Raw genomic sequence first — 11,665 nt, forward strand, 5'->3', positions numbered from 1 at the left:
TCAGGCGATGCGTGGGTCTGGATTGTCCAGGACGCTGTCTGTCTGCTCAGCACGGAAGGTTTTCAGCACCGCGTGGAACTGCGGGTGCTTGGCGCCAAGGATACTCGCCGACAACAGCGCTGCGTTGATCGCGCCCGCCTTGCCGATGGCCAGGGTGGCAACCGGAATGCCCGCGGGCATCTGTACAATAGAAAGCAGCGAATCAACGCCCGAGAGCATTGCGGATTGTACTGGTACGCCCAGCACCGGCAGGTGGGTCTTGGCCGCACACATACCTGGCAAGTGGGCCGCACCACCGGCACCGGCGATGATCACCTCGATGCCACGCGCCTCGGCTTCTTCAGCGTACTGGAACAGCAGGTCCGGAGTACGGTGGGCAGAGACCACTTTCACCTCGTAGGGGATGCCGAGCTTTTCCAGCATATCGGCGGTGTGGCTAAGGGTGGACCAATCGGACTTGGAGCCCATGATCACGCCAACCAGTGCACTCATCGTCGTGCCTCTTCTCTCTTGGCGCCCGCAGGCGCGTCAAAAAACAACAAGCCACGCAGGATGCGTGGCTTGATTGTACGAATTATGGCCGGTCGTAACCGGCCGAAGGCCGCGCAGTATACCTCAATGAAGCAGATAAACAGCCCCTGTTGTGACCATCTGTCGATATTGGGTTCTGGACAAAAAGCCTTGTTTTACTGACTCAAAAGTCAATCCGCACAACTGCGTTAATTCACTCAGTGTTAGTCAAAAATGTAGCACTGACAACAAATACCAGGGCGCACTCAATTAACAACCAACCACACAAACCAACCAACTGCAAACCAGCCCCCCGCACAACACCTTCCGACACATATCAGCAGTGCACAACCAAGTTATTTTGAATTATTAATCCCCACAGCCAATTGAGGCCACACAATTCTACCTAACTATAGAATCAGTAAAATCACACATGAATATATCAACCAAATTAAAACCAATGCTTTTCGCAATTTTATTTATTACCAGCTCTACACAGGCGACCATCCCCATTGATGATACGCATTGGCCCTCAGAAAAAGATAAGCCAGCGTTGCAACCATTTGAGGCGCCCAACGTGAGCAAGCATACGATATTTATCAATACGTTCATCCACGATGATGTAAAAGAACCACAGTCACAGATTTTTGAGAAGTTTTTCCTTCCCTTGATCAAGGAAATCGAAGGCTTTACCGGGCGCCGGGTGTCCATTCAATTTATTCGAAATTTGCAACCCTATACCAATTTTGTTTATGAAAACGAAGACCATCAAGCCACTGCTAACAAATGGAAAGTGTTAGCTCTAAAATATAGAAACGAAAAAAACTTACCTTACAACAAAACAACAAAATTTCTTTTAGTTACAAAAAACCAACTTAACAACCAAGCAGCAGGCATCGCTGGCGCCGGTCAACAATTCGGTATTGCTTCACTGATCCGTGAATTATATGTCGGACATGAAATTGGGCATATGCTCGATGCCAGTCATGAAAACGGCGAATTGCTGTATAGGAGTGGTTGGTGGTGCGATAGTTACATGATGCCGGCCCCAACTTATTTGACCAGCGCCTGTCATGTTTATACCAATGCAAACCGTCAAAGGATCAGTGCCTTCCTGAGCGATGCTCCTTAATCGACCCGACAGTAATAAAACTGGAGCCCGCGAACTGGCTCCAGCGCACACCATTAGGCACCCGCCCCACCCTCCAACTTGCGCCACAACAACCGCACGTTCGCCTTGCGTACCAGCGCACAGCGGTACAGACGAATCTCCAGCGGCACGTGCCATTGCGGGCCGCCGCAGACCACCAACTCACCCCGCGCCAATTCGGCGCGCACACTCAATTGCGGCACCCAGGCGATGCCCAGGCCTTCAAGGGCCATGCTTTTCAGGCTGTCGGCCATGGCGGTTTCGTAAATCGTGGTGAAGCGCAGCGCCCGTTGACGCAGCAGCATGTTCACCGAACGGCCGAGAAACGCACCGGCGCTGTACGCCAGTAGCGGCACGCTGCCTTCGCCTTCCAGATCGAACAGCGGTTTGCCGTCGGCGTCGGCGGCACACACCGGCAGCATCTCGGTGTGGCCAAGGTGCAGCGAGGGGAAGATTTCCGGGTCCATCTGCATGGCCGCGTCCGGGTCGTAGAACGCCAACATCAGATCGCAGCCGCCTTCGCGCAAGGCGTGCACGGCGTCGCCGACGTTGGTCGCCACCAGCCGCGTGGCGATGTTCAGGCCCTCGTTGCGCAACTGCGCGATCCAGCGCGGAAAGAAACCCAGTGCCAGGGAGTGCGCGGCAGCGACCTGCATCACTTCGCCCTGTCCGCCTTCCAGGTGATGCAGATGGCGCAGCACTTCGCCGAGCTGTTCGACCACGGTGCGCGCGGTGACCAGAAACAATTGCCCTGCCGCCGTCAGCTCCACCGGCGTACGCGAACGGTTGACCAAGGTTAGTCCCAGCGCCGCCTCCAGGCTGCGGATTCGCCGACTGAACGCCGGCTGCGTCACGAAGCGCCGCTCGGCGGCCTGGGAGAAACTGCGGGTGGCGGCCAGGGCACTGAAGTCCTCCAGCCATTTGCTTTCCAGATTCATCACGCCCTCCCGGACACGCACCAATTTAGGTCACACGTTCGCCGTCAAGCCGGCGTCACACGGGCATTATGCCGAATATGCATAGCCTAGTGTTTAACAGCATTGGCCCAAAATTCTCCACAGGCCTAGCATTCGCAGCGTTCCGGCACAGACCGGGTCCATATTGAGATGATTTCTATCATGTCCTCCGCTGCATCATTCCGCACAGAAAATGACCTGCTTGGCGCCCTCGAAGTACCGGCTCAAGCGTATTACGGTATCCAGACCCTGCGAGCGGTGAATAACTTCCGCCTTTCGGGCGTTCCGATTTCGCACTACCCGAAACTGGTTGTCGGTCTGGCCATGGTTAAACAGGCCGCCGCAGACGCCAACCGTGAGTTGGGTCACCTGAGCGAAGCCAAGCACGCCGCCATCAGCGAAGCCTGTGCACGTTTGATCCGCGGCGACTTCCACGAAGAGTTCGTGGTGGACATGATTCAAGGCGGCGCTGGCACTTCGACCAACATGAATGCCAACGAAGTCATCGCCAACATCGCTCTGGAGGCCATGGGCCACCAGAAAGGCGAATACCAGTACCTGCACCCGAACGACGACGTCAACATGGCGCAGTCGACCAACGACGCCTACCCAACGGCTATCCGCCTGGGTCTGTTGCTGGGTCACGACGCCCTGCTGGCCAGCCTCGACAGCCTGATTCAGGCATTCGCGGCCAAGGGTGAAGAATTCAACCACGTCCTGAAGATGGGGCGTACCCAGCTGCAAGACGCCGTTCCGATGACCCTGGGTCAGGAATTCCGTGCGTTCGCCACCACCCTGGGCGAAGACCTGGCACGCCTGAAAACCCTGGCTCCGGAAGTGCTGACCGAAGTGAACCTGGGCGGCACCGCGATCGGTACCGGCATCAACGCCGACCCGCGTTACCAGCACCTGGCCGTTCAGCGTCTGGCAGTGATCAGCGGTCAACCGCTGGTACCGGCCGCCGACCTGATCGAAGCCACCTCCGACATGGGCGCCTTCGTGCTGTTCTCCGGCATGCTCAAGCGTACCGCGGTCAAGCTGTCGAAGATCTGCAACGACCTGCGCCTGCTGTCCAGCGGCCCACGCACCGGCATCAACGAGATCAACCTGCCGGCACGTCAGCCAGGCAGTTCGATCATGCCAGGCAAGGTCAACCCGGTTATTCCGGAAGCGGTCAACCAGGTGGCGTTCCAGATCATCGGTAACGACCTGGCCCTGACCATCGCGGCCGAAGGCGGCCAGCTGCAACTGAACGTGATGGAGCCGCTGATCGCTTTCAAGATCTTCGACTCGATCCGCCTGCTGCAACGCGCCATGGACATGCTGCGCGAGCACTGCATCGTCGGCATCACCGCCAACGAAGCACGCTGCCGTGAACTGGTCGAGCACTCGATCGGCCTGGTCACCGCACTGAACCCGTACATCGGCTACAAAAACGCCACCCGCATCGCCGGCCTTGCCCTTGAAAGCGGCCGCGGCGTGCTGGAACTGGTGCGCGAAGAAGGTTTGCTCGACGAAGCCATGCTCGCCGACATCCTGCGCCCGGAAAACATGATTGCTCCGCGTCTGGTGCCTTTGAAGGCATAACCCGACGCGTTACCTGTAGCACCGCTCACCAGGTCGAGGGACTAGACACCTCTCACCTTTTGAGGGCTTGGAGATTAGTCTCCAGGCCCTTTTTTTTAACTGTTTAAAAGGACAAACGTCTTCTGTGGGCGCGAGCCTGCTCGCGATGAACGATTACGCGGTGTAGCTGTAAACCGTGGTGACCGCATCGCGCGCAGGCTCGCTCCCACAAGAGCCTGACAAAAAAATGTCAGGTGTTTCAAAGGCTTCGCTTCACCGAATGCACCACAACCGTGCAGACGAACGGCACTGTCATCGGTATAGTGCCGCCCCTCTTCGCATGAGCGGTCGTCGGTAGCGAGGCCACAACCCATGCGAAACCCGAACTAATAACAAACCCGCGATATGAAACCGGGACGAACGTCGAACCGCCCATTGTGCCGTGCGCCAAGGGGTGTAACTCGATGTGTCTGCCCGGCGAGCATTTGCCTACACAAAAAACAGCGAGGAATAATCCATGCTCGAAGTCATTAACGACTTCCTCTCAGGGAAAGTACTGATCGTGCTCATTGTCGGGCTCGGTAGCTACTTCACGATCCGCTCGCGTTTCGTTCAATTGCGTCACTTCTTCCACATGTTCGCGGTGTTCCGCGACAGCCTCAAAAGCAGCGCCGGGCAACTCAGTTCGTTCCAGGCCCTGATGCTCAGCCTCGCCGGCCGCGTCGGTGCGGGCAACATCGCCGGGGTCGGCATTGCCGTGACCCTCGGTGGCCCGGGTGCTGTGTTCTGGATGTGGGTGACCGCGCTGGTCGGCATGTCCAGCAGCTTCTTCGAATGCTCCCTCGGCCAGCTCTACAAGCGTTGCGATTCCGAAGGCCAGTTCCGTGGCGGCCCGTCCTATTACATCCAGCATGGTTTGCAAAAACGCTGGTTGGGCATGCTGATGGCGTTCCTGTTGCTGGTGACGTTCGGCTTCGCCTTCAACGGCCTGCAAGCCCACGCCGTGACGCACTCGTTGAACAACGCGTTCGGCCTCGACACCACTTACACCGGCATCGGTCTGGCTGTGCTTTTGGGTCTGGTGTTCATCGGCGGGATCAAGCGCATCGCCAAGGTCGCCGACCTGTTGGTGCCGGTGAAAACCCTGGTGTACATCGGCGTGACCCTCTACGTGATCGTGCTGCAGTTCGACCATGTGCCGGGCATGCTGATGACCATCGTCAAGAGCGCCTTCGGTCTGGATCAGGCCTTCGGCGGCCTGATCGGCAGCGCCATCGTCATGGGCGTGAAGCGTGGTGTGTTCGCCAACGAAGCAGGCCTGGGCAGTGCGCCGAACGTGGCGGCTGTCGCGGCGGTCGAGCACCCGGTGGCACAAGGTGTGGTTCAGGCGTTCAGCGTGTTCCTCGATACCTTCGTGATCTGCACCTGCACCGCGCTGCTGATCCTGCTCTCCGGCTTCTACACCCCGGGCTTCGAAGGCGACGGCATTGCCCTGACCCAGAACTCGCTGGCCGCCGTAGTCGGTGACTGGGGCCGGATGTTCATCTCCGTGGCCCTGGCGTTGTTCGTGTTCACCTCGATCCTCTACAACTACTACCTGGGCGAGAGCAACCTGCGCTTTTTGATCGGTGAAAACCGCAAGGCACTGATGGGCTATCGCGCGCTGGTACTGGTGCTGATTTTTTGGGGCGCCATCGAAAACCTCGGCACCGTATTTGCCTTCGCCGACATCACCATGACCATGCTCGCGTTCGTCAACCTGATCGCGCTGTTCCTGCTGTTCAAGGTCGGCATGCGCATCCTGCGTGACTACGATGACCAGCGCGCCGCTGGCATCAAGACTCCGGTGTTCGACTCCGCCAAGTTCCCGGATCTGGACCTGGATCGCCAGGCGTGGCCGGCCAACCCGCCTGCCGCAGTCGGCAAGGCTGAAGTTGAGCCGCAAGGTGTACCCGCAGCGCAACGCTGACAGGTGAAATGACAGGCGCGCCCCCAGCGCCCGTCAGTTAAAGTTCGAAAAACTGTGGGAGCGAGCTTGCTCGCTCCCACAGGAACTCTTCCTTTCGGAGAATCCTCATGAATTCGTCGACCTACCCTGCCGCCCAGCACGTGATGGTGCTCTACACCGGCGGCACCATCGGCATGCAGGCCAGTGCCAACGGCCTGGCTCCGGCGTCGGGCTTCGAAGCGCGAATGCGCGACTATCTGCACAGCCAGCCTGAACTGGTGGTGCCGCAATGGCGCTTTCGCGAGATGTCGCCGCTTATCGACAGCGCCAACATGACGCCGACGTACTGGCAGCAGTTGCGTGAAGCAGTGGTCGATGCGGTGGATGTTCAGGGCTGCGACAGCGTGCTGATCCTGCATGGCACCGACACCCTGGCCTACAGCGCGGCCGCCATGAGTTTCCAGTTGCTCGGCCTGCATGCCCGCGTGTGCTTCACCGGCTCGATGCTGCCGGCCGGCGTCACTGACAGCGACGCCTGGGAAAACCTCGGCGGTGCGCTGGTTGCACTGGGCCAGGGCCTGGCGCCGGGCGTGCATCTGTACTTCCACGGCGAACTGCTGGACCCGACCCGTTGCGCCAAAGTGCGCAGTTTTGGTCGGCATCCGTTCAAGCGCCTGGAGCGTCATGGCGGCGGAGTGAAGGCGACTTCGGTTCCGTCGCAGCTGAATTACAACCAGCCCAAACAATTGGCGAACGTCGCGGTGCTGCCGCTGTTTCCCGGCATCAGCGCCGAGGTGCTGGATGGTTTGCTCGACAGCGGCATTCAGGGCCTGGTGCTGGAGTGCTACGGCAGCGGCACCGGCCCGAGCGACAACCCCGGGTTTCTCGCCAGCCTCGCACGTGCGCGGGACAACGGCGTGGTCGTGGCAGCCGTCACGCAATGCCACGAAGGCGGGGTTGAACTGGACGTCTATGAAGCCGGCAGTCGCTTGCGCGGTGTGGGCGTGTTGTCCGGTGGCGGCATGACCCGTGAAGCGGCGTTCGGCAAATTGCATGGGTTGTTGGGTGCGGGGCTTGAAACGGGCGAAGTCCGTCGGCTTGTCGAACTCGACCTGTGCGGCGAACTGAGCTGACACCACACCACACTTGTAGGAGCGAGCCTGCTCGCGATAACGGTGGATCAGTCACATCAATGTGAATGGTAGATCGCTATCGCGAGCAGGCTCGCTCCCACAGGGGGCATCACCCGGCATACAACTTGCTGCGCTCCAGCCATCCCAAGGCTGGAAGTCCTCATGCTCCACTCCCACCTCACCACGCTCAACGCGGTCTCCCTGGTGCTCGATGCCTTCAAGGCACAAGGCTTGTCCAGCGAAGCGCTGCTGGCCGGTAGCGGCATCAGTGCGGCGGATCTGAACCGTGCCGACACGCGCATCACCACCAATCAGGAAATGCAGGTCTGTGCCAACGCCGTTGCCCTCAAGCGTGACATCGGCCTGGAACTGGGTCGGCGGATGCACGTTTCCTGCTACGGCATGCTCGGTTACGCCCTGCTCACCAGTGCCACCTTCGGTGACGCTTTGCGTCTGGCAATGCGCTATCCGGCGCTGCTGGGAACACTTTTCGAACTGAGCCTGGAAGACGATGGCGAGCGCATCTGGTTCGCCGCCGCCGATTACCGCGAGAGCCCGGCCATGGCGGTGTTCAACGCCGAGTTCTGCCTGGTGTCGCTGAAAGTCACCTGCGACGATCTGCTCGGCCATTCCCTGCCCTTGCTCGGCGCACGCTTCGAACATGCCGCGCCCGACTACGAAGCGACCTACGCCGAACACTTCAACTGCCCAGTGCACTTCAGCGCGAGGAACAACGCCTTCGCCTTCGACAAGCGCTGGCTCGACCAGCCACTGCCACTGGCCGATGTCATCACCCATCAAGCCATGGCCGAACGCTGCCGCAAACAGAATATCGAGTTCACCGGACGCCAAGCCTGGCTGGGACGGATCCGCCAATTGCTCAGCGCGCAATTGAATGCCGCGCCCGGGCTAGAGGGGCTGGCCGAGCAAATGAACTGTTCGGCGCGGACCTTGCGCCGGCATCTCAAGGACATGGGTTGCAGCTATCAGGAACTGCTCGACGAACTGCGCTTCGAGCAGGCCAAGCAAATGCTTTGCGAAGATCAATTGCCGATCTATCAGATTGCCGAGGCGTTGGGCTTCAGCGAGACCGCGAGTTTTCGCCATGCGTTTGTGCGCTGGAGTGGTGTGGCGCCCAGCCAGTTTCGGCCACACGGATAATCCTGCGGGAGCAAGGGGCGAATTTCGGTCAAATGTTTTGGCCATATCGATCCCCTTTTGGCCTTTCCTGCCGTTCTCCGATTCGCCGTGCGCCGCAACACTGGGGGCAACCGAATCAGCCCTGCGGAGAACAAGAAATGCTGACGATCTACTCTGACGATCACCACCTGCACCATGGCCGCTGCGAACTCATCGACGGCCAGCTCAAGCCGTGCTTCGAGATGCCATCGCGCGCCGATCATGTGCTGCAACGCGTGCAGAACCAGAACCTTGGTCCAGTCGAAGCGCCAAAGAATTTCGGCCTGGAGCCCATCGCGCGCATTCACAGTCGCGACTACCTCGATTTCTTCAAGGGTGCCTGGACACGCTGGACCGAATTCAACACCGACGGTGACCTGCTGCCCTACACCTGGCCGTCCCGCACCTTACGCCAGGTCAAACCCACCAGCCTGCACGGCCAGCTCGGTTATTACAGCTTCGACGGCGGCGCCCCGATCACTGCCGGCACCTGGCAAGCGGCGTACAGCGCAGCACAAGTTGCCCTCACCGCCCAAGCGGAAATCCAGCGCGGCGCCCGTTCTGCTTTCGCCCTGTGCCGTCCACCGGGACACCACGCCGCCAGCGATTTGATGGGTGGTTATTGCTACCTCAACAACGCCGCCATCGCCGCCCAGGCGTTCCTCGATCAGGGCCACAAAAAAGTCGCGATCCTCGACGTCGACTACCACCACGGCAACGGCACCCAGTCGATTTTCTACGAGCGCGGCGACGTGCTGTTCACCTCGATCCACGGTCACCCGGAAGCCGAGTTCCCGTTCTTCCTCGGCTATGAAGATGAACGCGGCGAAGGCGCTGGCGAAGGGTTCAACTTCAACTATCCGCTGGCCGCCGGTTCAGGCTGGGACACCTGGAGCGCAGCGCTGGAACAAGCCTGCAAAGAGATCGAAAGCTACGGCGCCGACATCATCGTGGTGTCCCTGGGCGTCGATACCTTCAAGGACGATCCGATCTCGCAATTCAAACTCGACAGCCCGGATTACCTGGCCATGGGCAAGCGCATCGCGGCGCTCGGCAAACCCACGCTGTTCGTCATGGAAGGCGGCTATGCCGTGGAAGAAATCGGCATCAATGCCGTGAACGTTCTCGAAGGTTTTGAAAGCGCTTAATGAGGAAGTAGAAGAATGAAAAATCTTAAGCGTTTTATTTTTCCAGCCCTGTGCGCCACGCTAATCAGTGGCACTGCACACGCTGAAGAGCGAACCTTGCGCGTCTACAACTGGTTCGACTACATCACGCCCAAGGCCCTGGAAGACTTCAAGGCCCAGAACGCCCAGTCCAAACTGGTCTACGACATCTTCGACACCAACGAAGCGCTGGAGGCCAAGCTGCTGACCGGCAACTCCGGCTACGACGTGGTGGTGCCGTCCAACGTGTTCCTCGCCAAGCAAATCGAAGCCGGGGTATTCCAGCCCCTGGACCGCAGCAAGCTGCCGAACTGGAACCACCTCGATCCCAAGCTGATGAAGCTGATCGAGGCCAACGACCCGGGCAACAAGTTCGCCGTGCCGTACATGTACGGGACCATCCTCATCGGCTTCAACCCGGACAAGGTCAAGGCCGCCTTGGGCGCCGACGCCCCCGTAGACAGCTGGGACCTGATCTTCAAGGAAGAGAACATCAGCAAGCTCAAGCAGTGCGGCGTCGCCCTGCTCGACTCTCCCTCGGAGATCTTGCCGCTGGCCCTGCAACACCTCGGCCTGGACCCCAACAGCAAGAAGCCTGCGGACTACGACAAGGCTGAAGCACTGCTGATGAAGATTCGTCCGTATATCACCTACTTCCACTCGTCCAAGTACATGGCCGACATTGCCAACGGCGACATCTGTGTCGCAGTCGGTTATTCCGGCAGCTTCTCGCAAGCCGCCAACCGCGCCAAGGAAGCCAAGAACGGTGTAGTCGTCGACATGCGTTTGCCGAAGGAAGGCGCGCCGATCTGGTTCGACATGCTGGCGATTCCGAAGGGGGCGAAAAATCCCGAAGACGCCTACACCTTCATCAACTACCTGCTGCAGCCGCAGGTGATTGCGCCGGTCAGTGACTTCGTCGGCTACCCGAACCCGAACAAGGACGCCACGGAACTGGTCGACCCGGCGATTCGCAACAATCCCAACCTGTACCCGACCGATGCGGCGATGGGCACGCTCTACACCCTGCAACCGCTGCCGCGCGATGCCGAACGTGCGCGGACCCGGGCCTGGACCAAGATCAAGTCCGGGACTTGAGATCAGAAAAACCTCCTGCCGTTGCTGGCAGGAGGTTTTATTGTTCAAACTCAGGCCAGGCGATGCAAATTGGTCACTTTGAAAGTTGCTTCAATTTCTTTGTAAGGCGATTCGTCAATCAATGTTACATTGAAAGAGCCAGAGAATTCCTGCCGATTACCTTCACAACAAATATGAGCTCGACCAGACTCCGCAGGATATTCCAGAGTCGGCTCCCCGGCATTTTCTATCATATAGCCGATGGTGACTTTTCCATCGAGACTTACATCATGCTCTCCGTCACCAAGATCTTCATCCGCCGCCACGGATATATATCGCCGATTATTTCCCTCATTAATGACTCCCACCACAATCTTTACACCAAAACTGATAAAACCTTGAACGTCGTCGGCGTTAAAGGCAGCACCATCAATCGTTGCAGTAAAGTGGTCGCCCGTTACCTGCCGCAGGCCCTGGCACCTCGTTGCTTCCAGTGCTGCTTTCAGGCACTTTGCGTGTAAATGTTTCATAGAAATATTCCTTGATGAGCCCAAGCAAAAAAACGCCAGAATTCAGGTCATGACTTCATAGGGTCGAATGATAAATAAACTTAAAAAACGGCAACAAGGAGATACGACAGCAATTATCGATTTCGCTAGCGCAAGTACTTCCTCCGTTACGCAATAATTATTTATGCGCATTGATGCGCCCGGTCAATCCTGAAAGTGTTTCATATAACTTTGTTACAACTACAACCACAACCACAACCACAACCACAACTTCGACGTTTAACTATGTACGTCTGGCCACGACGTAGTGGGTTACCCGAACCCGAACCCGAACAAGGACGCCACGGAATTGATCGACCTGGCGATCCGCGGCCCCCGTCGTTATCAAGACCTGCGTTTGCGCACGTCTTTTTTTGCCCACAATATTTATTTACCGCCAACGCCGTCCTGCCCGTCACTACCTTGCAGGGG

10 protein-coding genes are annotated in these 11,665 nt (G+C 58.4%); 7 read left to right on the top strand and 3 right to left on the bottom strand.

Going from position 1 to position 11,665, the window contains the following annotated elements; genetic code table 11:
• A complete protein-coding gene (gene purE / locus KGA96_RS02340; RefSeq protein WP_046038893.1) occupies window positions 1-492 on the bottom strand; it encodes a 5-(carboxyamino)imidazole ribonucleotide mutase in 492 nt (163 codons plus the stop codon).
• Between the two features lie 451 nt (window positions 493-943).
• Between purE and KGA96_RS02345 the strand changes: the two genes are divergently transcribed.
• Window positions 944-1,642, top strand: coding sequence for a hypothetical protein (locus KGA96_RS02345; protein WP_185754756.1), 699 nt, complete (start codon window positions 944-946; stop codon window positions 1,640-1,642).
• A 53-nt stretch (window positions 1,643-1,695) separates the two neighbouring features.
• On the opposite strand, the gene KGA96_RS02350 is transcribed toward KGA96_RS02345, so the two are convergent.
• Complete coding sequence (locus KGA96_RS02350; protein ID WP_046038892.1) at window positions 1,696-2,598, bottom strand: LysR substrate-binding domain-containing protein; 903 nt, start codon at window positions 2,596-2,598, stop codon at window positions 1,696-1,698.
• A gap of 180 nt (window positions 2,599-2,778) precedes the next feature.
• On the opposite strand from KGA96_RS02350, the gene KGA96_RS02355 reads away from it, so the two are divergent.
• From KGA96_RS02355 to KGA96_RS02380, 6 genes are all read left to right on the top strand, one after another.
• Window positions 2,779-4,203, top strand: a complete 1,425-nt coding sequence (locus KGA96_RS02355; RefSeq protein WP_046038891.1) for an aspartate ammonia-lyase — start codon at window positions 2,779-2,781, stop codon at window positions 4,201-4,203.
• 496 nt (window positions 4,204-4,699) lie between these two features.
• On the top strand, window positions 4,700-6,151 hold the full coding sequence (locus KGA96_RS02360) for an alanine/glycine:cation symporter family protein (RefSeq protein ID WP_046038890.1): 1,452 nt from the start codon (window positions 4,700-4,702) through the stop codon (window positions 6,149-6,151).
• Window positions 6,152-6,258: 107 nt separating this feature from the next.
• Window positions 6,259-7,263: an asparaginase gene (locus KGA96_RS02365; RefSeq protein WP_046038889.1), complete on the top strand. Its 1,005-nt coding sequence runs from the start codon at window positions 6,259-6,261 to the stop codon at window positions 7,261-7,263.
• A 162-nt stretch (window positions 7,264-7,425) separates the two neighbouring features.
• Complete coding sequence (locus tag KGA96_RS02370; protein ID WP_046038886.1) at window positions 7,426-8,424, top strand: AraC family transcriptional regulator; 999 nt, start codon at window positions 7,426-7,428, stop codon at window positions 8,422-8,424.
• 137 nt (window positions 8,425-8,561) lie between these two features.
• Window positions 8,562-9,590, top strand: coding sequence for a histone deacetylase family protein (locus tag KGA96_RS02375; RefSeq protein ID WP_046038884.1), 1,029 nt, complete (start codon window positions 8,562-8,564; stop codon window positions 9,588-9,590).
• 15 nt (window positions 9,591-9,605) lie between these two features.
• Entirely contained in the window at window positions 9,606-10,706 is a 1,101-nt protein-coding gene (locus tag KGA96_RS02380; protein ID WP_046038883.1) for a polyamine ABC transporter substrate-binding protein, read from the top strand.
• A 50-nt stretch (window positions 10,707-10,756) separates the two neighbouring features.
• Here KGA96_RS02380 and KGA96_RS02385 read toward each other — a convergent pair whose 3' ends face one another.
• Entirely contained in the window at window positions 10,757-11,215 is a 459-nt protein-coding gene (locus KGA96_RS02385) for a hypothetical protein (RefSeq protein ID WP_185754755.1), read from the bottom strand.
• Window positions 11,216-11,665: the final 450 nt, after the last annotated feature.

It is taken from the genome of Pseudomonas sp. GL-R-26, from assembly GCF_019947365.1.
In the GTDB taxonomy this organism is placed as follows: domain Bacteria; phylum Pseudomonadota; class Gammaproteobacteria; order Pseudomonadales; family Pseudomonadaceae; genus Aquipseudomonas.

Coding starts and splice junctions, on each gene's coding strand:
- KGA96_RS02350 (WP_046038892.1), bottom strand. CDS start 2,598: ATGAATCTGGAAAGCAAATGGCTGGAGGACTTCAGTGCCCTGGCCGCC.
- KGA96_RS02355 (WP_046038891.1), top strand. CDS start 2,779: ATGTCCTCCGCTGCATCATTCCGCACAGAAAATGACCTGCTTGGCGCC.
- KGA96_RS02360 (WP_046038890.1), top strand. CDS start 4,700: ATGCTCGAAGTCATTAACGACTTCCTCTCAGGGAAAGTACTGATCGTG.
- KGA96_RS02370 (WP_046038886.1), top strand. CDS start 7,426: ATGCTCCACTCCCACCTCACCACGCTCAACGCGGTCTCCCTGGTGCTC.
- KGA96_RS02365 (WP_046038889.1), top strand. CDS start 6,259: ATGAATTCGTCGACCTACCCTGCCGCCCAGCACGTGATGGTGCTCTAC.
- KGA96_RS02375 (WP_046038884.1), top strand. CDS start 8,562: ATGCTGACGATCTACTCTGACGATCACCACCTGCACCATGGCCGCTGC.
- KGA96_RS02380 (WP_046038883.1), top strand. CDS start 9,606: ATGAAAAATCTTAAGCGTTTTATTTTTCCAGCCCTGTGCGCCACGCTA.
- KGA96_RS02345 (WP_185754756.1), top strand. CDS start 944: ATGAATATATCAACCAAATTAAAACCAATGCTTTTCGCAATTTTATTT.
- purE (WP_046038893.1), bottom strand. CDS start 492: ATGAGTGCACTGGTTGGCGTGATCATGGGCTCCAAGTCCGATTGGTCC.
- KGA96_RS02385 (WP_185754755.1), bottom strand. CDS start 11,215: ATGAAACATTTACACGCAAAGTGCCTGAAAGCAGCACTGGAAGCAACG.